This is a genomic window from Corynebacterium confusum, from assembly GCF_030408715.1.
Lineage (GTDB): Bacteria > Actinomycetota > Actinomycetes > Mycobacteriales > Mycobacteriaceae > Corynebacterium > Corynebacterium confusum.
This window is the reverse complement of record NZ_CP047202.1, coordinates 1,467,336-1,487,697: the sequence shown is the minus strand read 5'-3', so window position 1 is coordinate 1,487,697 and position 20,362 is coordinate 1,467,336. Positions and strand designations below refer to the sequence as shown.

Here is a 20,362-nt window from a genome sequence, read left to right as displayed (position 1 = left end):
AAAGTTTTCACCCCGCCCGGAGCACGTGGTTGTGCCCCGCGGCGGGGCGAAGTGTTTGTGGCGCTTGGACTTACTGGATGGACTCGCGGGAACGGGCCAGGGCCTTGTCGTGGGCGTCCTTGACGGTCTCGCCGAACTCGCGGAACTCTTCGGCACGGGCGGCGGAGTTGCGGAAGACCAGGCCGATCTGGCGCTGGGCGGTCACGGAATCATCAAAGCGGGCGATGCCCAGATCCGGGTGGTTAGCTTCCGCGGCCAGGGCCGAATCCGGCACCAGGGTGGCGCCCAGGCCCGCGATGACCAGCTGGACAATGGTGGTCAGCGACGATGCTCGGGTCACCGAGTTGGTGGCCTCCGATGGGTTGATCTTCGCCTTGCGGCACAGGTCCATGATCTGGTCGCGCAGGCAGTGGCCGTCGTCGAGGAGCAGCAGATCCAGGGAATCCAGGTCCTCGAGCTTCAGGTCGTTGCGGCCGGCCAGCGGGTGGTCGCTGGGGACGACCACGGCGAAGTCCTCGGTGTAGAGGGGGACCTCGACCAGCCCGGAGGCCTCCGACGGCAGGGCGATGATGGCTAGGTCCAGCTGGCCGTCGCGCAGGCGCTGGAGCAGATGCTCGGTCTGCTCCTCGACGATGCGGGGCTCCATATCCTCGAACTTGCTGTGCAGGTTCTTGAGCAGATCCGGGAGGATGTACGGGGCCACGGTCGGTATGGCACCGATGGTCAGTGGCCCGGACAGGTCGCCGTGCGCGCCGCGCGCGTGGGCGAAGAAGGCGTTGGCGGCTTCCAGGGTGGCCTTGGCGTAGGGCAGCAGCTTTTCGCCGGCGGCGGTGACGATGACTCGGCGGGTGGAGCGTTCAATCAGTTGGATGTCGAGGCCTTGCTCCAAAGCGACCAGCGCCTGGGACAGGGAAGGCTGGGAGATTTGTAGCTTTTGGGCGGCCGTGCCGAAGTGTTTATTTTCGGCGATGGTGACGAATGTGCGCAGCTGAGCGAGGGTGGGACGGTACTCTTTATTATGCATACTTATCATTATATCATTAATAGATAGGCAGGTCTATTGACGTTCTAGAAATTGATAGGCATAATGGAAGTCGTTGGCCGCTAAGGCGGCCGCAGACCACAAATCTGGACCAAGCAACCTCATTAAAGGAGATGTTGTCAACAATGCCTATTTTGACCGTTGGGGAAAAGTTCCCGGAGTTCAATCTGACCGCGCTCACCGGTGGCGACCTGCACGACGTGAACGCCCAGCAGCCGGAGGACTACTTCGAGCAGGTTTCGCTGGATAAGTACGAAGGCAAGTGGAAGATCGTCTTCTTCTACCCGAAGGACTTCACCTTCGTCTGCCCAACCGAGATTGCGGCATTCGGCAAGCTGGACGAAGAGTTCCAGGACCGTGACACCCAGGTGCTGGGCGGCTCCACCGACAACGAGTTTGCTCACTTCAACTGGCGCGCCACCCACCCGGACCTGAAGTCCGTTCCGTTCCCGATGTTCTCCGACGTTCGCCACGACCTGATCCGTGCGCTGGGTGTCGAGAACGCTGACGGAGTCGCCGACCGCGCCACCTTCATTATCGACCCGGACGGCATTATCCAGTTCGTGTCCGTCACCCCGGACGCTGTGGGCCGCAACGTGGACGAGGTCCTGCGTGTGCTCGACGCCCTGCAGTCCGAAGAGGTCTGCGCTTGCAACTGGGAAGCTAACGACCCGACCAAGAACATCAACAAGATGGACGTCGTTCAGGAATCCCTGAAGTAAAGATTCAAGCCATGGACCCCGTCGAAGTCCGCTCCGGCGGGGTCTTTGTTTCAATCCCGTTGAAATATACTTATCAAAAACTAGAAGGAGAATAGTCTTGTCTATTGATAACCTGAAGAGCTCCATGCCCGAGTACGCCAAGGACCAGAAGCTGAACCTGGGCACCCTGACCCGCAGCACCGAGCTCAACGAGGAGCAGCTCTGGGGCTCCCTGCTGGCCGCCGCCGCCGCTACCCGCAACGACACCGTCCTGTCCGAGATCATGGAAGAGGCCAAGGAGCACCTGTCCGACGAGGCCGTCGAGGCTGCCCTGGGTGCCGCCACCGTCATGGCGATGAACAACGTTGCCTACCGCGCCAAGGGCTGGCTCGGTGACGACTACGCTCAGCTCAAGTTCGGCCTGCGCATGAACATCATCTCCAAGCCGGGTGTGGAGAAGGCTAACTTCGAGCTGTGGAACACCGTGGTCTCCGCCATCAATGGCTGCGAGCACTGCCTGGCCGCCCACGCGCACGAGCTGCAGGAAGCCGGCCTGACCAAGGAGCAGATCTGGGAGGCCGTCAAGGTTGGCGCCGTCGTTCAGGCTGTCGCCCAGACCGTCCAGATTGAAGCCGCTCGCTAAATTTAGCGCCGCGCTTTAAAACAGACACCCGCCCTAAGGCTCGCAACTGAGCCCGGGCGGGTGTTTTCGCGTCCCAAGGGGGAAGGCGCCCTAAGCCGTTAGTAGTCGACGCGCAGATCGGACAGGCGGACCTCGCCGGCCTCGTCGGAGGCGTCCAGGTCGACGGTGCCGACGAGCGCGTAGGCGTTGTCGCCGTCTGGGTCCTTGATGATCTGGCGCACCGTCCACGCGCGCGGGCGGGTTTCTGCCAGGCGGAAATATTCTGGTCCGCGGGCGGCGGGGCCGGAGTCGATGTCGGCGTATTCGTCGAAGTAATCGTCCAGCGCCGCGCCGAAGTCGGGCACCTCGTCCAGATAGTCCAGGAGCTCGGCCAGGCGGTCTTCCTTCTCGAAGGCAAACAGCTGGACCAGGCGGAAGAAGTAGTTGCGCACCATGATGGTAAACGCCCGCTTATTGGACGTCAGCGCGGTCGGGTCCTCGACGCCAAAGGCCAGTTCCCGGTCCACCGTGGCCTGGTCGACGGGGGAGTCCTCGCCGGCCATCTGCGCCCACTCGTCCACCAGGGAGCTATCGACCTGGCGGATGAGCTCGCCCAACCATTCCAGGATGTCCGCGAGTTGCTCGGTCATGTACTCCTGCGGCACCGACTGCTTGAGCGTGCGCCAGCAGTCGGTCAGGTAGCGCAGGATAACGCCCTCGGAACGGGCCAGCCCGTAGGTGGCGACCAGGTCGGAGAACGTCATGGCCTTCTCGACCATCTCGCGAAGGACCGACTTCGGAGCGATATCGAATTCCTTGGCCCACGGGTTGCCCTCGCAGAAGGACTCGAAGGCCTGGTCGAGCAGCTCTTCGAGGGGCTTCGGCCAGGTGATGTCCTCGACGATGGCCATACGCTCGGTGTAGTCGACGCCCTCGGCCTTCAGCGCCGCGATCTCCTCGCCGCGGCGGGCCTTCTGCTGAGCCTGGAGCACCTGCCGGGGATCGTCCAGGATGGTCTCGAAACAGGAGATGATGTCTAGGGTGAAGGTCTCGGATTCGGGATCCAGCAGCGTTAGCGCTGCCAGCGCGAAGGGGGAGAGCGGCTGGTTCAGCGCGAAGTCCCGGGGCAGCTCGCGCACTAGGTGGTAGGGCCGGCCGTAGATGTCCAGGCCCTTGGTCGACTTTTGGACCACGCCGGCGTTGAGCAACCCCTTGAACAGGTCCAGCGCGGTTAGAATGTGCTGGTTTTGCTGGGCGCGGGTGTCGTGGTTGGTCCGCAGCAGGCGCTTGAGGTGCTCGTAGCCGTTGCCGTGCCGGGCCAGGACGTTGAGAAGCATAGAGTTCGACATGCGGAACTGCGAGGTCAGCTGCTCCGGCTCGGCGTGGGTCAGCCGCTCGAAGGTCTTTTCCGACCAGGAGACCTCGCCGTCGCGCGGGGCCTTCTTGCGCAGCTTCTTCAGCCGCTTCGGGTCGTCGCCCACGCGGCGGCGGGCCTTGGCGTTTTCGATCTCGTGCTCGGGCGCCTCGACCACGACGGTGCCCTCCGTGTCGTAGCCGGCGCGGCCAGCGCGCCCGGCGATCTGGTGGAACTCGCGGGATTTCAGGATGCGCTGGCGCGTGCCATCGAACTTCGCCAGGCCCGTCATCAGCACCGTGCGGATGGGCACGTTAATGCCCACGCCCAGGGTGTCGGTGCCGCAGATGACTTTTAGTAGGCCGCGCTGGGCGAGACGTTCCACCAGGCGACGGTACTTGGGCAGCATGCCGGCGTGGTGGATTCCGATCCCCTTGCGCAGCAGCCGCGACAGGTCCTTGCCGAAGGTGGTGGTGAAGCGGAAACTTCCAATCTCGCCGGCGATGGCCTCCTTTTCCTCCGGTGTAATCATTGCCTTGAGGGAGGTCAGTGCCTGCGCGCGCTCGGCTGCCTCGCGCTGGGAGAAGTGCACCACGTAGATGGGCGCCTTGCCGGCGCTTAGCAGCTCCTCGATGGTGTCGTGGACGGCCAGGAAGGTGTAGCTGAAATCCAGCGGGACCGGGCGCTCCGAGCCCGCCACGAGGTCGGTGGTGCGGCCGGTGCGCTCGGTGAGATCCTTCTCCAGCCAGGTGGTGTCACCCAGGGTGGCGGACATCAGGAGAAACTGGGCTCGATCCAGCTCTAGGAGCGGGACCTGCCAGGCCCAGCCGCGCTGCGGGTCTGAGTAGTAGTGGAACTCGTCCATGACTACCTGGTCGATTTTGGCCTCGCGCCCGTCGCGCAGGGCGATATTAGCCACGATTTCCGCGGTGGCGGCGATGATGGGGGCGTTGCCGTTGACGGTGGCATCTCCGGTCATCATGCCGACGTTTTCCGCGCCGAAGATTTCGCACAACGCGAAGAATTTCTCGCTCACCAGGGCCTTGATCGGCGCGGTGTAGAAGCTGCGCTGCCCGCGAGCCAGGGCGATGAAGTGCGCGGCGTTGGCCACCATGGACTTGCCGGAACCCGTCGGAGTGGCCAGGATGACGTTGTCCCCGGCGAGGATGCCTAACGATGCCTCCTCCTGGGCCGGGTACAGCGAAATCCCGCGCTCGGTGGTCCACGCGGTGAACGTGTCCCAGATCGCGGTGTCAACGAGCGACTCCGGTACTTCGGCGAGGTCGGGCAACATTTGCGTTAAAGTCACGCCTACCACTTTAGGCCATCGCCGTCACCGCCGGGGCCGCCGGGCGGGCCCCGCCTAGCTCTCGTCGCTGCGATCTTCCGGACCCGTCCCGGAGTCGACATCCCCGTCGTCGCGGCCGTGGTTCATGTTGCGCTCGATGGCCCGACGGACCTCGGGGTCCTGGTCATCGAGGTAGGCGAGGAAGCGCTCGAATTCCTCGCTGATCTCCTCGCCGGTGGGCATGTTTTGCTCGCCTGGCAACACGGCCTGCGGGTGTTCGTAGCGGTAGTGCTCGAGGAAGGAGTCGTACTGCTCCTCGAGCTGGCGCACGACCTGGTTGACCTCGTCGGAGTCCTCGACCTGCTCAGCCAGCTGCTGGTTGACGCGCTCCACGTCGTGCTCCAGGCTGCCGAGCGGCAAGTCTAGGTCCGCGGCAGTGGCCACGGACTCTAACAGCTGCAGCGTGGCGTGCGGGTACGGAGAGGACGCCAGGTAGTGGGGCACGTGGACGGTGAAGCCGGCGACCTTGCGGCCGCGGTCGGCCAGCTCCTTTTCCAGGTAGAGCTGGGCCGAGCCCGGCACCATCATGGTCGAATCCAGCTTGAACATCCGCTGCTTTAAGCGGCGCGAGTTGCCGTGGGCGGTAATCACCAGCGGGCGGGTGTGGGGCACCGGCATCGGGGCAGCGTACAGGCAAATGGTGTCCGAGACGTCGAACTTGTCGGCCAGGTCCGCCACCGCGTTAGTAAAGCCTTCCCAGCGCAGGTCAGGCTCGGGGCCGGACAGCAGCAGGAAGGGCTTGTCACGGGTGTCGCGCACCACGCGCATGCTCAGGTCGAGCTGCTCGATTTCCATCGGGCTGTCGGCGTCGATGGTTACGGCGGGGCGCCGCGAGCGGTAATCAATGAGTTCGTCGTTGTTGAACGCGGCCACGGGCCGCGAGTCGAGCGCGGCCAGCAGGTGCGCGGCGCTGGCGTCGACCGCTTGGCCGGCGTCCGCGTAGCCGCCCATGGCCACTACGAGGGTGGGGCCGTTGCCGTCGTCATTCGCGGAGTCGACTACTGGGGCAGGATACTCCAGTTCGTACATGCGGCGATCTTCATCAGGCATGTCTTTTCCTCCTTCTCTTAACTGCAACAACGATTCCCCGGCCGGGTTTATTCCTTAACCTTTTCGGGAACGTATTGGAGCTATTGTAGACCATCGCCGCGCGCCCCGGCCTGTGGATAACGTGCCGATATATTACGTGGAATATAAATGAGGCGGGTTATCCACAGGCGCGGGACGGCAGCGCTCGATTTCGGCGTGCATCCCGCCGATGATGACAGCATGACTACTTCACAAGCACACACGTACACGCCCGCCGAAATCCTTGCCGATATCCCCGGAAACCTTGGTTTCTACCCGTCCGAATCCCTCGTCATCGTCAGTTTCCAGCCCGCCCACGACTGTCCCGAGAGCTATATTCCCGGACCCCTCCTGCGTATTAGCATCGACGACGTCGACGAGGGCTGGGAGGAAGGCCTCGCCCTGCTGGACCAGTACCCCGACCACCTCTTCTTCGCGTTCATCATCAGCACCCGCCCGGAGCGCCACCTGGCCGAACTCATTGACTTCCTTTCCGAACCAGACCAGTGCTATCTCGACCTGGAGGGCCTGTGGATGGTGCCAGAAATCCAGGTCGGCCAGCCCTACGAGGAGCTTTTTGCCGACCCGGCACTGCACCAGGGCCCCGGCGGCGACGCGTGGCTGGAAGGCCGCGTCGCGCCGATTACGGACTCCGACAGCATGCGCGCCTGCATCGCCGAGGGCGAGTTGCCCGCCCTCGACCGGCAGGAATGCTTCGAGCCCTTCCAGCGCCGTAACCGCCTGGGGGAGTCGGAGGAACTCGCTGCCCTCAACCGACTGGCTACCACCTGTGCTAACGATGCCTGCTGTGGCCACCGCACCTACGGCTACGACCTTGTAGCCATCGCCCGCGACGTCCCGGAGGTCCTAAGCGAAATCGACGGGCCCGGCGACGTCGCCGGGGACGCCGATCTATTGTTTACCGCCGCCGTGTGGATGGGTGGCACCAAGGCCCGCGATGTCGCCTTGGGCGGCTGCCTGACCCAGCCTGCGGCCGCCTGCACCCTCATGCTGGCGCTGGCGCAGACCTTCAGCGGAAACATTCGCGCCAACGCGCTGGCCGTCTACGCAGTCTGCTCAATCGAGATGAGCATCTACTACAAGGCCAGCACGGCGCTGATGGTAGGCCGCGAGGAATTCCCCGAGCACAACTTCCTGCGGCTGCTGCTCAGCGCGTTCCGCTGCGGGCTGCACGAGGCCCTCATCGATAGCGTGCGTCAGGGCTCGGAGAAGGCGCGGCTATCAGCCGTCTACGGGGCATGCCACTGCGATCCCCAGCCGCGGGCTGCCTAGGCCTAGCGGTTACGCGCGCCGGGCCGAGTGCGCCTTGTCGCCGAGCTGGCGAGTGAACTCCCACGCGTCCGAGACGATGGTGTCTAATTCCGTGCGCGTCGGGTTCCAGCCCAGCTCCTCCTTGATCTTCTCGGAGGAGGCGATGAGCACCGCCGGATCGCCGGCGCGCCGCGGGGCGTCCTCGGCCGGGATCGGGTGGCCGGTGACCTTACGGCAGGCGGCGATGACCTCCTTAACGGAGTAGCCGTCGCCGGAGCCCAGGTTGTAGATCCGGTGGCGGCCCAGCTTGTTGCTCTCCAGCGCCAACACGTGCGCGTCGGCTAGGTCGCGGATATGGATATAGTCGCGGACCGCGGTGCCGTCCTTGGTGTCCCAGTCGTTGCCGAAGATGAAGATCTTGTCGCGGTGCCCCAGGGCCACCTGCAGGATGATGGGGATGAGGTGGGTTTCCACCGCACGATTTTCCCCGATGGAGCCGTAGGCGCCGGCCACGTTGAAATAGCGCAGGGAGGTCGCCGCCAGGTCAAAGGCCTTCGCGTAGGAGGTGATCATGTAGTCGATGGACAGCTTGGTCGCCCCGTAAGGGTTGGTGGGAGCCGTCGGCGCGTCCTCGGTAATCGGTACCTGGTCCGGTTCGCCGTAGGTGGCTGCCGTGGAGGAGAAGACGAGGTTTTTGACGCCGTTGCCCCGCATGGCGTCCAGCAGGGCCAGGGCGGTACCGACGTTGTCGTGCCAGTACTCGTTCGGGATCTCGACGGACTCGCCGACCAAGGAGCGCGCGGCGAAGTGGACCACGCCGTCGAAGCCGCCCTCGGAAAGCACGGACTGGGCCAGCTCGTCGACGCGGCCCTCGACCAGGCGCGCCTGCGCCGGGATGGCCTCGCGGTTGCCCGTGGAAAAATCATCAATAATCGTCACGTCGTGGCCGCGCTCGATAAGAACCGCAGCGCACACGCTGCCGACGTACCCGGCGCCGCCGGTAACCAGAAGCTTCATGGGGTTTAAGACTCCTCGATCCGCACTGCGTGGGCCAAGTCGGTGAGTAGCTCGACGCCGTGCCCGGACTTAGTGGTCAGGGTAATGGCGCCATCGTTGTTGAGGGCGGTGACTTCGGCGCCGACGGCGATCCCGGCATCGTGCAGCTCCCGGAAGTGCTGGTGATCGACCTGCAGGATCTCATTAATCTGGCTGACGGTACCGGTGACCTCCTTGCCCTCCGGCAGATCGATCGCACGCGTGCCCTCCGACTGCTCCGGCACGTTGGTGCCCAGCTGGGCCAGGCCCGGGATCGGGTTACCGAAGGGGGAGCGCGCCGGATCATCCAGTACGGCGACGACGCGGCGCTCCACGTCCTCGCTCATGACGTGCTCCCAGCGGCAAGCCTCGTCGTGGACCTGGTGGATGTCCAGGCCCAACACGTCGGTCAGCAGCCGCTCGGCCAGGCGGTGCTTGCGCATCACGGCGGTGGCCAGCTCACGGCCGCTCGGGGTCAGATCCAGGCTCCGGTCGGTGCGCACATGCAAAAGACCATCGCGCTCCATGCGTGCCACGGTCTGCGAGACCGTCGGGCCGGACTGCTCGAGCCGCTCCGCGATGCGGGCGCGCAGTGGGGTAATGCCCTCTTCCTCGAGCTCGTAGATGGTTCGCAGATACATTTCGGTGGTATCGACTAGGTCCCTCACGTGGGCTGGCACCTTTCTGATTCCGGGAGTGGATTCTCTCTCGCAGCACAGGATTGCTAAACCTAAGCTGCGGCAAAACTAATACACCATAGTCTAGCGCATATCGCCGGGCTGTCGTTGTCGCAGTAAAGGCTATAAACGCCATTTACGGTCTAGGAAGCGTCCAAACAAAGACGAAACCGCCGGCCTGAAAGATCAGGTCGCGGCGGGGTAAGGCGGCGGATAAAAGTCCTACTGGGCGTACTCGCGCAGGCGGTCGGCGCGCTGGCCGTCGCGCAGCTTGGCCATGACCTCGCGCTCGATCTGGCGCACGCGCTCGCGGGACAGGCCGAACTGGCGGCCAATCTGGTCCAGGGTGCGCGGCACGCCGTCGTCCAGGCCGTAGCGCAGGCGGATGACGTCCTGCTCGCGCTGCTCCAGGGAGCCGATTACCGAGCGGATATCGGAGTGCCGCAGGGAGGCGACGACGGCCGTTTCGGCGTCGGCAGCCTCGGCGTCCTCGATGAAGTCGCCCAGTGGGGCCTCCTCGTCTGCGCCGACCGGCATGTCCAGCGAGACCGGGTCGCGGGACTGGCGCAGGAGCATCTCGATCTTGTCCTCATCGATGCCGGATTCCTCCGACAGCTCCTCATTCGTGGCTTCGCGGCCCAGGGACTGGTACATCTCGCGTTTGATGCGGGAGAGCTTGTTGACCTGCTCCACCAAGTGGACGGGCAGGCGGATGGTGCGCGACTGGTCGGCCATGCCGCGGGTAATAGCCTGGCGGATCCACCAGGTGGCGTAGGTGGAGAACTTAAAGCCCTTGGCGTAGTCGAACTTCTCCATCGCGCGGATAAGGCCCAGGTTGCCTTCCTGGATGAGATCCAGCAGCGGCATGCCGCGGCCGGTGTAGCGCTTGGCGAGGGAGACCACCAGGCGCAGGTTCGCCTCCAGCAGGTGGGAGCGGGCCTTCTTGCCTTCCTTGACGAGAATCTTCAGGTCGCGCTTCTCGGCGCGGGTGAGCTTTTCCGCGTTATTCAGTTTGTATTCGGCGTACAGGCCGATTTCGATTTCCTGTGCCAGCTCGACTTCGTCCTCGGCGGACAAAAGAGCGGTCTTGCCGATGCCGTTGAGGTAAACCCGCACGAGGTCGGCCGAAGGGTTGTCGTTGGTATGCCCGCGGCGGGAACCGCGATCAACCTCCTGCTCCGTGGCGTCTTGCTTAGATGAATCCTGGTCGTGGGAAGTGGTCATCTAGGGCCTCCTAAAGTATCGCCGGTTACAAACTACTCAACGGCTAGCGGCGCGAATTAGTTCCCGCACCATCTTTTGGGGGTGACGGCCTAGGTCTCCACCAGCAAAGTAAAGGGTCCTTGGTTGACTGAGCTGACTTCCATCATCGCGCCGAAGCGGCCCTCGGCCACGGTGATGTTGCGGGAGCGCAGCTGGCGCACCAACTCCGTGATGACCGGCTCGGCCTTCTCGGCCGGTGCCGCCGCCGACCACGAGGGGCGCCGCCCGCGGGCCGTCGCGCCGTACAGGGTGAACTGGCTGACCACCAGGACGGGCGCGCCGGTATCCGTCACGGATTTTTCCCCGTCGAGCATCCGCAACTCCGCGATCTTCCGCGCCATCTTCTCCACCGCGGCGGCCGTCCTGGCCTGGTCCTCACAGTCCTCGCGCGAAACGCCCACCAGCGCCAGCACGCCGCCGGTGTCCAGGCAATCGATGCGCCCGACCGTCTCACCCGCCACGGTCACGCTTGCCTGCGATACCCGCGTCAACACTGCCTTCATAAACTCCTCGTGCCTTTCTGCTTGTTGCCTGCCCGGCTGCGTGCATTCTGGTGGTTGCTGCGCCGGTGCTTAGTCCAAGAACTCGGCGGGCAGCACCAGCCCGTGCCGAATCAGGTCCACGATGGCCGGCACCGCCGAGCGCACCAGCTCCTCCTCGTCTAGCCCGTGGGCGGCGGCGTACAGGGCAATGGTCTCGCCCAGGTTGAGCCCATCTGGCCTGAGGCCAGCAACCACCGCGGCCAGCCCGTCGTCGACCTCGTGCGACCAGCGCGGGCCCTCCGTGCGGGTCAGTCGCTTGACCGCCGGCTCGAAGCCCTGGTGGCTTTCGGCGTCCGCGACGGAGACGTCCTCCAAAGCGACGCCGGGGCGCAGGCCGAAGTACTTGGTCTCGATCTCCCCGGGCACCAGGTCGCGCAGCCAGGCCACGCGGGCGAAGTATTCCTCCACCTCCGGGCCCAGCGGATCGCTAAAGGCCTGGGGCAGCGACTCCGCCAGGACCTCGGTGGGGGCATCGTCAGCAATGCGCTGCAGGGCCACGAATCCGAAGCCGATGCCGGTCACGTCGTGCGCGGCCAGGTACTCCAGCCAGGCCTTACTGCGCTTGCGGCCGGTGCGGGTGCGCACATCGACGGACTCGTCGCGCAGCCACGTGGACACGTAGAGCGCGGGGTCCGCCACGTCGCGCTCGATGACCCACGCGGCCACTCCGTGCGACGGCAGCCAGCTGGCCACGCGCTGCGCCCAGTTTTCCTCCGTGCGGTGAACCCACGCCGCCAACAGGTGCGCGGTGCCGCCCGGGTTCAGGTAGTCCGCCACCTCCGAGACCACCTTCTGGGAAGCCCCATCCAGCTCCATCCCAGAGTCGCGGTAGACGTGGCCTACCTCCGGCAGGCCCACCACGAACGGCGGGTTGGCCACCACGCGGTCGAAACGGCGCCCGGCCACCGGCTCGAACCAGGAACCTTCCTTCAGCTCCACTCGGTCGCTAGCACCGGCCGCGGCCACCGTCGCGCGCGCCAGGGTCAGGGCGCGCTCGCTGACATCGGTCGCCGTGACCGACTCGGCGCAGCCCAGCTGGCCGAGCACCTGCACGCCCGAGCCCGTGCCCAGGTCCAGCACCGTGCCAACCGGGGAGAGGGGAGTGGACTGCAGCAGCGACAGGCTGGCCGCGCCCACGCCCACCACGTGCTGGGAGCCGGGCACGTGGTCGACCAGGGAAGCATCGACGTCAGAAAAGACCACGCGCTCCCGGCCGGCGATGATCTGCGGCCGAATCTCCAGCGCGCAGTAGACCGTCCCGTGCTCATCCGCGCGCACGATGCCGGTATCCACCAGCTGCGTGGCCAGCCGTGCGCCCACGGCCTGGGCCAGGGCGGTGGCGGGGACGGCATCGTGCAGCAAAAAGATACGGACCAGCCACGCCATCTGGCTGTCGTCCCGGCAACGCAGCGCCACCGGGGCGTATTCGCCGCGGTGCAGGGCCTCGGTGGCCTCTGGGCCCAAGAAGCCGGCAATACCGGCCACGTCGAAACCGGCGGAGGTAAACACATCCGCGAGCTCACCCGCCAGGGCGGAGAGATCGTCCGGCAGGGGCAGGCAAAAGCGTTCGGTGGCGGGCATAGCAGGCAGGCTCCTCGGTCTAAGGGTTCTTCGGTTCGTCGTGGTCGATGGTTTCCGGCTGGTCGAGCTGCCGGCGCTGGGGGCCGGTAACCTGCTCGCGTTGTTGGGCGGCCATCTGGCGGGCCAACGCCGGCTTGTAGACGTTGCGCTCGCGTTTGTCCTTCGGCTGGCCGCGCCCGTTGGCGATGACCACCGCCGCCCACGGCAGCGGCAGCGTGAGCCCGGAGACAATCCCTGCCGCGAGCCACGCCTGATGCGCGTAGACCAGGTAGATTGAAACAAACAGCGCGGGGATACGGATAAACTGCAGGATCGCGTAGACCACCTCGCGGTGGTGGCGATCCTGCCCGGGGCCGACCTTGGCATCCGTAATCAGGGACACCGAGGCGCGCCGGAAGAGGCGACGGGAGCCCTTAACAGGGGGATCGCCATCCGGATTGTCAACGGTGTACGGTTCCATGCCTCCCTAGGGTAGCTGGGGACTCGCATTAATCCACACTCTTGCGGCAAAATGGGGTGCTGTGAGTACGACGACGAAAACAATCGAAAGGCCAGACGTCCGGGAGGATACGTCCACCCCGAATGACGACACCCCGAAGTTTTTCCACTACGTAAAGAAGGACCAGATCCTCGACTCCGCGGTCAACGGCAAGATGGTTGTCGCGCTGTGCGGGGAGACCTTCCCGGTGACCAAGCAAGCCAAGCCCGGTTCGCCGGTCTGCCCCGACTGCGAGCGGATTTTCAAAGGTCTGCGGCGCAAGTGATTCCGGGCAAGAACAAAGGCAAACTCCGCCAATGGCAGCAGGAGGCGCTGGAGAAGTTCTTGCGCACCAAGCCCCAGGACTTCATGGCCGTGGCGACGCCGGGCGCCGGTAAGACCACCTTCGCCCTCCGCGTGGCCACCGAGCTGCTCGAAGACCGCACCGTCGAACGCGTCATCGTGGTGGTGCCCACCGAGCACCTGAAGATCCAATGGTCGTCCGCCGCCGCCCGCGTCGGCATGTCCTTGGACGCGCACTTCACCAACTCCTCGGCGGTCAACCCCGCCTACGACGGGATCGTGGTCACCTACGCCCAGGTCGGCATGCACCCGTTCAAGCACCGGGCGGTCGCCTCCGCGCGGCGCACTCTGGTCATCCTGGACGAGATCCACCACGCTGGCGACGCCAAGAGCTGGGGCGACGGCGTGCGCGAGGCCTACGACGACGTCAACCACCGCCTGGCGCTGACCGGTACGCCCTTCCGCTCCGACGATTCCCCGATCCCCTTCGTGCGCTACGAGCAGGACGGGGAGGGCCACCTGGTCTCCCGCTCCGATCACGCTTACAACTACGGCGACGCGCTGGCCGATGGCGTCGTGCGCCCCGTGGTCTTTCTGGCGTACTCGGGCGAGGCCCGCTGGCGCGACTCCGCGGGCGAGGAATACGCCGCCCGCCTGGGCGATATCCTCAACCAGGAGCAGACCGCGCGTGCCTGGCGCACGGCCCTGGACCCGAAGGGCGACTGGATCCCCGCGGTGCTGCAGGCCGCGCACACGCGCCTGATGCAGATGCGCCGCAACATGCCCGATGCCGGCGGCTTGGTGCTGGCCACCGACTCGACGACCGCCCGCGCCTACGCGAAGATCCTCAAAGGGATTTCGAGCACCCCGGTTTCGGTCATCCTGTCCGACGATCCGGGCTCGTCCGAGCGGATCGATGAATTCTCGGAGAGCAACGACGAGTGGATGGTCGCCGTCCGCATGGTCTCCGAGGGCGTCGACGTGCCCCGGCTGGCCGTGGGCGTGTACGCGACCTCGGCATCGACGCCGCTGTTTTTCGCCCAGGCCATCGGCCGCTTCGTGCGCTCGCGCATGCCTGGCGAGACCGCCTCGGTCTTCCTGCCGTCGGTGCCCGTGCTGCTGGGGCTGGCCGAGAACATGGAAAAGTCCCGCGACCACGTCCTGGGCAAGCCGGACCGGCCCAAGGAGGGCTGGGACGACGAGCTGCTCGAACAGGCCAACCGCAAGGAGTCCGAGCCGGACCTGGACAAGCCCTACGAGTCGCTCGGCGCCGACGCGGAATTCTCCTCCCTCATCTACGACGGTTCTTCCTTCAACACCGCCGCATTTACTGACGATGCGGAACAGGCCGATTTCCTCGGCATCCCCGGGTTGTTGGACGCCCAGCAGGTCAAGGACTTGCTGCGCAAGAAGCAGGAAGAGGAGATGGACGCCCGGGAGGCGCGGGAGAAGGCGCGCCGGGCAGAGGCTGCGGCAGAGGAGCATCGGCGGCAGATCTACGGCATGCCGAGCGCGCCGAAGCAGAAGCAGCAGCCGCAGCCACAGGGCGGCGGGGCCGACGAGGTCGCCGTCGACGAAATCGCGCGGCTGCGTAAGGAACTCAACACGGTCGTGTCCATCACCGCCGGGCGCAAGGGGCGTCCGCACGGGGCCATCCACAACGAGGCGCGCAAGGCCTGTGGCGGGCCGCCGACCGCGCTGTGTAACGCCGAGCAGCTGCGCGAGCGCATCGAGTACTTGCGCGCGTGGTAGAAGTTCGCGCTGCGAAACCGGCCACTTATTCGCTATTGTGGGGAGGGATAGTAAGTTATAGCACTAGGAAAGAGGGTAGAAATGACCACTCCCAACAACCCTTATGGGAACGACCAGAACAACGACCCGAACCAGGACCTGCCGTCCTACGGTGATTCCCGCCCGGGTGCTAACGATGCCCAGGGCCAGCACGCAGCCGATCCTGGCGCCGGCTACGGCGGCACCGGCGAGGCGAACGCTGGCTTCGACGGCGGCGCCTATGGGGCCTCGCCGGAGGACAACGCCTACGCCGCGCCGGCCGCCGGCTACGGCGGCTCCCAGTACCAGGGAGGCTTCGAAAACGCGCCGAACTTCGAGAAGTCGAAGCTGGCGTTGGCCGTTCTCATCATCGGTATTGTTGCCTTGGTCGGCCTGCTTGTCGGCGGCTTGGGCGCTCTCCTGGGTGTCGTGGGCGTGGTGCTAGCCATCGTGGCCCTCGTGCGCAACGCCAAGAAGCCGAAGGAGGCCCGCCGCACCTGGATGTCGGTGGTGGGCCTTATCCTCTCGCTGATTTCGATCGCCGTCGGCGTGCTCATGGTGCTCTTCATCGGTTGGTTCTTCAACGAAGCCAACTTCGAAGAGTGCCTGAGCTTGCAGGACGAGCAGGCGCAGCGCGAGTGCGTCGAGCGCCAGAGCGAGGAACTGGTCAATTCGAGCAACTAGGCTCTCATTCCTCTTGGCCCCGCCTGGTGCGGGGCCGTTTTGTGCCTAATTGTGCCTAAGCGTGCCCAAATTATGCCAACCTGTGCCTACTTGGGCACATTGGCCAATTTTTCGGCCTTTGGGCAGGTGGCGCCGCAAAAACGGGCGTTTTCTTCTCTTCCGGTGCTCATGCAGGATGGCTACTGTGCTCCGAGTTATCCACAGATCGGGTTTCTGGGCCTTGTAGGGGTTGACGCGTGCTTCTAGCGTGTGGGTCATGACAGCAACGACAGCCATGGACACATTGAAAGCAGCACACTCCATCTTCGCGGACGGGATCCAGTATTTGGACCTGTGCCGCCAGCTGAGCCTGCCCGCCCTGAAGGCTGTCATGTCGGATGTTGCCGCGACCGCGCACCACCGTGCCTGCCAAACCTTCTTCGGGCACACGTCCTTTACCCGCAAGCAGGCCGCCGCGAGGAAAGCGGCCGCCGCCCAGGGACACCACCTCGATACGCTCATTGCGCTGGACAACGCTTTCCGCCGGGTGCGCCACAAAGGCCACGCGTGGGCCATGCTCATCGAACTATGCAACACCCCCGGCACCACCGAACAGCTAAGACGCCTAGCCAACCAGAAAGTCCTGGAACTTAACCGCCCGGCACCACCAGCCGAAGGCGTGCGCGTGACCCGCCGCAAGGATGGACCGAGTACTTTTTCGGTCACTGGGGATCCGGAGTTGGTGGAAAACCTCTGGGCCTCAATTAAAACCATCCCGGATGTCGAGGCCTTGTTCAGTGGAGGCCTGGAGAAGCAGCCGAAGGCCACCCACGTGGTCATCCCACTGCCCGACTGGGCGAGAATCCTTGCCGGTGATGGGGATGAGATCACCCTGCAGCTAACCAACGGCACCACCATGACCGGGGCCGACTACGTCCGCCAATGTTTGTTGGACGCGGGCCTGGCCACGCTGGTGGACCCTAGGCGCGGCCCGGTCAACCAGTACCGCTACCAGCGCCACGCCTCACCGAAGCAGAAGGACATGGCCAAGGCGGAGACCACCACGTGTGCGTGGCCGAACTGTAGGAAACCAGCCGACGAGTGCCAGGTCCACCACATCCACCCCTGGGCCGACGGTGGTGAAACCAACCAGGAGAACCTGACCTTGTTGTGTGAGTTCCATAATTCGTGGAACGATGACGACCCCGCCTACCCCAGGCACGGCAGGATAAACCGCCGCGATGGCAGGGTGACGTGGGACCCGCCCTGGAGCAGCGGCTGACACGGGGTCAGCCGCAAACCCCAAGGAATAGGGTCAGCCGAGCTGGAAGGAAAGCCAGCCGAGGGACAAGGATAGACCAGCCAAGCCCTACGACTGCCGGGCCACAAGGAACACGCCCAGCTGAAAGACGCGAAAAGGCGCCACGGACCACGTCCGTAGCGCCTACTCGGCGTGCCTAGAGGCGCTCGACCGGCCCGTTCGCGCGGACGAGTTGGCGGGCTTCCTCGCGGACGACATCGTAGATGGTCAGCGTCGGGGCCAGCTGCGCCAGCTCCGCCCAGGTGGTCAGGTGCTCCGGCTTCAGCGGCACGTAATAGGAGACCCGCCCCTTGAGCTCGGCGGCGCCGGCGCGCGTGATGTGCGCGGCCATGGCCGACAGGTACGGCACCCAGGCCCACTGGTTCTTTTGGCGCTTGCCGGCGGTGTGCGCGAAGCGGCGCAGCAGGTGCAGGTGCGCGCGGATCTCGTCGCCGACCACGTTGGCCTCCTGCTTCATCATCTCCTCCCGGAACTCCGCGAAGCCCGTGACGTCGATGAACTTCTTGCGCCGGCGCAGGATCTCGGCCCAGCCGTGGCGCAGGGCAGAGGCATCGGCGACGCGGCGGGCGGGGGCGACATCGTAGAGCGCCTCGAGCGCCTGCTGCGTGTTGTTCGCCTTGGCGGCCGTCAGCACCTCCTTCATCACCTGCTGCGTGTCCGCGGTGCCGGTGTCCTCGCCGCCGCGCAGCAGCTCCAGCAGCACCTCGCCGCCGGCGGTGCGGATGAAATCGGTGGCATCGTCCCAATCGGCGTGCCCATCGACGAGATCGTTGAGCTGCTCCACGACGCGAATCCACGGCAGGGCGCGGAACTCCGCCACGCGCTCGCCGTTGCTGTGGAAGTCGTAGTTGGCCAGCCCGTGCGCAATCGCCAGGGCTGGCTGGTCGCCGGAGCGCACGTTGGACCGCCCCAGCGCCTCGAGCATGTGGCGCGGGTCGGCATCGATGGTCTTGCGCAACACGCCGGCCATCGGCCGGGTAGCGGACGGGCCCAAGTTGCGCAGCGCGAACAGGTGGCGCCACAAGGCGGGCTGCTCGTGCTTGGCAACGGTTGCCCGCGGGTTAGCGCCAGACAGCTTGTAGGCCAGCTCGTCGCCGTGGCCGTCGTCGAAGTAGCCGTCCTGGGCGACGATGAAAGCGCGCATCGACGGCCGGTTCGGCGCCTTGGCCTGGTAACCCGGCTGTGCCTCGACCACGTCGACGGCCAGCGGACCCGCCTCCTGCAGCTCCTCCGGCACGCGCGTGGACAGCTGGGCGGAAAATTCCACCCGCCACGGCGCGATGTCCGGGCGCGTGACCGGCCACAGGAAACCGGTCAGCTGCCGGCCCATCGCGTTGCCGGACAGCCGGAGGCTATCGCCCACAATCCGCCCCGACAGCTCAAACTCCGACTCATTGAGTCGCAGCAGGGTAGCCAGCTGTACGTCCGGGGTCGCGTGCGCCTCCCACGCCTTCTCGAACTCGAGCTCCGAGCCGAAGGAATCGGACAGCTCGGCCCACGTCTGCGCCGCCGATGCCGGGTGCCACGCCAGCGTCGCCACCAAGTTGGCGTGGGCTTCGGGGAAGGCGTGCTGGATGGCGGAATTGCCCACCGTAAACACGCGGCCGTGGCGACGGCGCTTGAGCTGGATGACCCTGACCTTGCGGGAGACCTCGTGGGTCAGCAACAGGGCCGCCGACCCGCCGATGGCCACGGGGAAGCGCACCTTCAGCTCGCCGTTGCGGGCCAGCGAGCCCTGCGGGATGGTGCCGGGGTGGGTGTCCCAGTCCGGCTGCTCGCCGCGCAGGTCCAGTGAGTACTTCAGCGCCTTGGGCACCACCACGACGTCGAGGCAGTAGTCCACGGCGTTGGAGATCTGGAACATGGCGGTCTCGGCACCGCGAGGCACGGACTGCGTCTTGTCGAAGGGCACGTCGATGTACTTTTCCGCCCCCTTGCGCTGGGAGTAGTAGGCCTTGGTGTAGGCGTTGGCGTCGGCGGCCTGGTCGGGGTGCCTAAACTGCGCGCCGTTATAGGTCACGTGCAGGTCGAAGCCCTCGGCCATATTGAAGGTGCGGCGACCCACCAGGGTCTCGTCGCGCATCACGTCGACTTCGTAGCGGCCGACCCAGGCGTCCTCGTAGGCGTCGGCGAACAGCGCCAGCTCCTGGCCCTGGAACTCGGCCAGCTCCACCAGCTGCTCGACGAGTTCGCGCTCGCCCAACGGGTCGACGTAGTACAGCTCCACGGACCACTCCGGGGCCGGATCGACCGGCAGCACCAGCCGCGGCGAGGAGCCGTAGATACGCCCGGCATCCGTGCCGCGCAGGTCCGGAATGGCGTTGTCGGCGCTGTGCCACTCCGGCAGGCGCGAATGCGGATCCTCCGGGGCGGACACGCGCACCTGGCGGGTGGTGAAGCTAGCCGGGTGATCCAGCGCAACCGTCAGCGTCTCGACGTCCGCGGCGGCCAGGTCTCGCAGCTCGAACAGGGACCACTCCGGCCAGGTGGTAAAGCGCAGCTCGTCGGCGACCTCCACGGCCGCCCCCTCGGCCGAAAACTTCGTGCGCGTCGGCGCGAGGACGAAAACCGACGGGGCAGTGATGCGGTGCTGGTCCGGCAGCGGGCGGCAGTCCGGGCCGAAAAACAGGACGGGGAAGTCCTCGGCCACCACGCCCAGGCGGTGCTTGGTGCCGCTGGCGGCGTGCGTGGCGGTAATGCGCGCGGTCGGCTGGACGAGCGCGACGCGGGAGGGGGCATCGCGCAGCTCGGGCGGCTGGGGCTGCGGGCTAATCCGGAAGGTGTCGAAGCCCGCGTCGACGGACCAGGCGCTCGACGGGTCGGGCAGGACCAGGCTCAGGCGCCCGGCTTCCGGGTCGAGCTCCAGCCACGGGCGAAACTCCGCATAAGGTACCACCGGCAGCTCCAGCGGCTCCGTATCCGCCCCGGCCGCCGATGCCGCCTCGCGCACCGCCTCCAGCGCCTCCCCGTCGATCTGCAGCTGGGCGGCGGCGACGTCCCAGAAGGAGTCGGCATCGGCCAGCTGGGTGCGGGCGTTGGTCAAAACCGCCGCCACGACGTTGGCGTGGGCGCTCACGACCTCGGCCGGGGCCTCCGCGGCTGCCAAGGCGCGGCCAAACTCGGTGCTGAGCCAATCGAGCTGGGCGGCGCTCAGCTCGGCCGGGTCCTGGCCGGCTAGGGCATCGTCGGCGGCGCGCAGGCGCTCAGCGGTGGTGGAAAAATGCTGGAGGCAAGAGGGGAAATCTGCAGGGAAGGCCACGGGTTAAAACTCCTGAAGTGGTGAAACAAGAATGTGGGCAGTAGCAGTGACACGACTGAGCCC

At 65.7% G+C, this 20,362-nt stretch carries 17 protein-coding genes; 7 read left to right on the top strand and 10 right to left on the bottom strand.

The window, feature by feature from the left end:
* Positions 1-70 precede the first annotated feature (70 nt).
* Positions 71-1,024, bottom strand: a complete 954-nt coding sequence (locus CCONF_RS06965; RefSeq protein ID WP_070768447.1) for a hydrogen peroxide-inducible genes activator — start codon at positions 1,022-1,024, stop codon at positions 71-73.
* Between the two features lie 143 nt (positions 1,025-1,167).
* Here CCONF_RS06965 and CCONF_RS06960 point away from each other — a divergent pair, with 143 nt between their 5' ends.
* Positions 1,168-1,764: a peroxiredoxin gene (locus CCONF_RS06960; protein WP_070768446.1), complete on the top strand. Its 597-nt coding sequence runs from the start codon at positions 1,168-1,170 to the stop codon at positions 1,762-1,764.
* 97 nt (positions 1,765-1,861) lie between these two features.
* A complete protein-coding gene (gene ahpD / locus CCONF_RS06955; protein WP_290222087.1) occupies positions 1,862-2,386 on the top strand; it encodes an alkylhydroperoxidase, AhpD family in 525 nt (174 codons plus the stop codon).
* 98 nt (positions 2,387-2,484) lie between these two features.
* Here ahpD and CCONF_RS06950 read toward each other — a convergent pair whose 3' ends face one another.
* A complete protein-coding gene (locus CCONF_RS06950) occupies positions 2,485-5,028 on the bottom strand; it encodes a DEAD/DEAH box helicase (RefSeq protein ID WP_290222085.1) in 2,544 nt (847 codons plus the stop codon).
* 54 nt (positions 5,029-5,082) lie between these two features.
* Positions 5,083-6,117 (bottom strand): proteasome assembly chaperone family protein, encoded by a 1,035-nt coding sequence (locus CCONF_RS06945; RefSeq protein ID WP_290222083.1) that lies wholly within the window; start codon positions 6,115-6,117, stop codon positions 5,083-5,085.
* A gap of 219 nt (positions 6,118-6,336) precedes the next feature.
* On the opposite strand from CCONF_RS06945, the gene CCONF_RS06940 reads away from it, so the two are divergent.
* Complete coding sequence (locus CCONF_RS06940) at positions 6,337-7,428, top strand: DUF4192 domain-containing protein (protein ID WP_290222082.1); 1,092 nt, start codon at positions 6,337-6,339, stop codon at positions 7,426-7,428.
* Positions 7,429-7,437: 9 nt separating this feature from the next.
* Here the strand turns inward: CCONF_RS06940 and galE are convergent, their stop codons facing one another.
* The 6 genes from galE to CCONF_RS06910 all read right to left on the bottom strand — a co-directional run bounded on the left by galE (position 7,438) and on the right by CCONF_RS06910 (position 12,965).
* A complete protein-coding gene (gene galE, locus CCONF_RS06935; protein WP_290222079.1) occupies positions 7,438-8,424 on the bottom strand; it encodes a UDP-glucose 4-epimerase GalE in 987 nt (328 codons plus the stop codon).
* Positions 8,425-8,429: 5 nt separating this feature from the next.
* On the bottom strand, positions 8,430-9,110 hold the full coding sequence (locus CCONF_RS06930; RefSeq protein ID WP_290222076.1) for a metal-dependent transcriptional regulator: 681 nt from the start codon (positions 9,108-9,110) through the stop codon (positions 8,430-8,432).
* 231 nt (positions 9,111-9,341) lie between these two features.
* Positions 9,342-10,343, bottom strand: a complete 1,002-nt coding sequence (locus tag CCONF_RS06925) for a sigma-70 family RNA polymerase sigma factor (protein ID WP_290222074.1) — start codon at positions 10,341-10,343, stop codon at positions 9,342-9,344.
* Between the two features lie 89 nt (positions 10,344-10,432).
* The gene (dtd, locus tag CCONF_RS06920) at positions 10,433-10,885 is read right to left on the bottom strand and encodes a D-aminoacyl-tRNA deacylase (RefSeq protein ID WP_290222072.1); all 453 of its coding nucleotides are present in this window, start codon (positions 10,883-10,885) and stop codon (positions 10,433-10,435) included.
* Between the two features lie 69 nt (positions 10,886-10,954).
* Complete coding sequence (locus CCONF_RS06915; RefSeq protein ID WP_290222070.1) at positions 10,955-12,505, bottom strand: DUF7782 domain-containing protein; 1,551 nt, start codon at positions 12,503-12,505, stop codon at positions 10,955-10,957.
* 19 nt (positions 12,506-12,524) lie between these two features.
* Positions 12,525-12,965, bottom strand: a complete 441-nt coding sequence (locus CCONF_RS06910) for a DUF3099 domain-containing protein (protein WP_290222068.1) — start codon at positions 12,963-12,965, stop codon at positions 12,525-12,527.
* A 61-nt stretch (positions 12,966-13,026) separates the two neighbouring features.
* Here CCONF_RS06910 and CCONF_RS06905 point away from each other — a divergent pair, with 61 nt between their 5' ends.
* From CCONF_RS06905 to CCONF_RS06890, 4 genes are all read left to right on the top strand, one after another.
* The gene (locus tag CCONF_RS06905; RefSeq protein ID WP_070768436.1) at positions 13,027-13,269 is read left to right on the top strand and encodes a DUF3039 domain-containing protein; all 243 of its coding nucleotides are present in this window, start codon (positions 13,027-13,029) and stop codon (positions 13,267-13,269) included.
* A complete protein-coding gene (locus CCONF_RS06900) occupies positions 13,269-15,038 on the top strand; it encodes a DEAD/DEAH box helicase (RefSeq protein ID WP_290226321.1) in 1,770 nt (589 codons plus the stop codon). Before CCONF_RS06905 ends, CCONF_RS06900 begins: the two co-directional genes overlap by 1 nt.
* 81 nt (positions 15,039-15,119) lie before the next feature.
* Positions 15,120-15,740, top strand: a complete 621-nt coding sequence (locus tag CCONF_RS06895) for a hypothetical protein (protein ID WP_290222063.1) — start codon at positions 15,120-15,122, stop codon at positions 15,738-15,740.
* A gap of 256 nt (positions 15,741-15,996) precedes the next feature.
* Positions 15,997-17,001 (top strand): HNH endonuclease signature motif containing protein, encoded by a 1,005-nt coding sequence (locus tag CCONF_RS06890; protein ID WP_290222061.1) that lies wholly within the window; start codon positions 15,997-15,999, stop codon positions 16,999-17,001.
* 175 nt (positions 17,002-17,176) lie between these two features.
* Here the strand turns inward: CCONF_RS06890 and CCONF_RS06885 are convergent, their stop codons facing one another.
* Positions 17,177-20,299 (bottom strand): hypothetical protein, encoded by a 3,123-nt coding sequence (locus CCONF_RS06885; RefSeq protein WP_290222060.1) that lies wholly within the window; start codon positions 20,297-20,299, stop codon positions 17,177-17,179.
* Positions 20,300-20,362: the final 63 nt, after the last annotated feature.

Excerpts from the sequence above, each read along its gene's own strand:
- CCONF_RS06965 (WP_070768447.1), bottom strand. The coding sequence starts at position 1,024 with ATGCATAATAAAGAGTACCGTCCCACCCTCGCTCAGCTGCGCACATTC.
- CCONF_RS06960 (WP_070768446.1), top strand. The coding sequence starts at position 1,168 with ATGCCTATTTTGACCGTTGGGGAAAAGTTCCCGGAGTTCAATCTGACC.
- CCONF_RS06945 (WP_290222083.1), bottom strand. The coding sequence starts at position 6,117 with ATGCCTGATGAAGATCGCCGCATGTACGAACTGGAGTATCCTGCCCCA.
- CCONF_RS06940 (WP_290222082.1), top strand. The coding sequence starts at position 6,337 with ATGACTACTTCACAAGCACACACGTACACGCCCGCCGAAATCCTTGCC.
- galE (WP_290222079.1), bottom strand. The coding sequence starts at position 8,424 with ATGAAGCTTCTGGTTACCGGCGGCGCCGGGTACGTCGGCAGCGTGTGC.
- CCONF_RS06925 (WP_290222074.1), bottom strand. The coding sequence starts at position 10,343 with ATGACCACTTCCCACGACCAGGATTCATCTAAGCAAGACGCCACGGAG.
- dtd (WP_290222072.1), bottom strand. The coding sequence starts at position 10,885 with ATGAAGGCAGTGTTGACGCGGGTATCGCAGGCAAGCGTGACCGTGGCG.
- CCONF_RS06915 (WP_290222070.1), bottom strand. The coding sequence starts at position 12,505 with ATGCCCGCCACCGAACGCTTTTGCCTGCCCCTGCCGGACGATCTCTCC.
- CCONF_RS06910 (WP_290222068.1), bottom strand. The coding sequence starts at position 12,965 with ATGGAACCGTACACCGTTGACAATCCGGATGGCGATCCCCCTGTTAAG.
- CCONF_RS06895 (WP_290222063.1), top strand. The coding sequence starts at position 15,120 with ATGACCACTCCCAACAACCCTTATGGGAACGACCAGAACAACGACCCG.
- CCONF_RS06890 (WP_290222061.1), top strand. The coding sequence starts at position 15,997 with ATGACAGCAACGACAGCCATGGACACATTGAAAGCAGCACACTCCATC.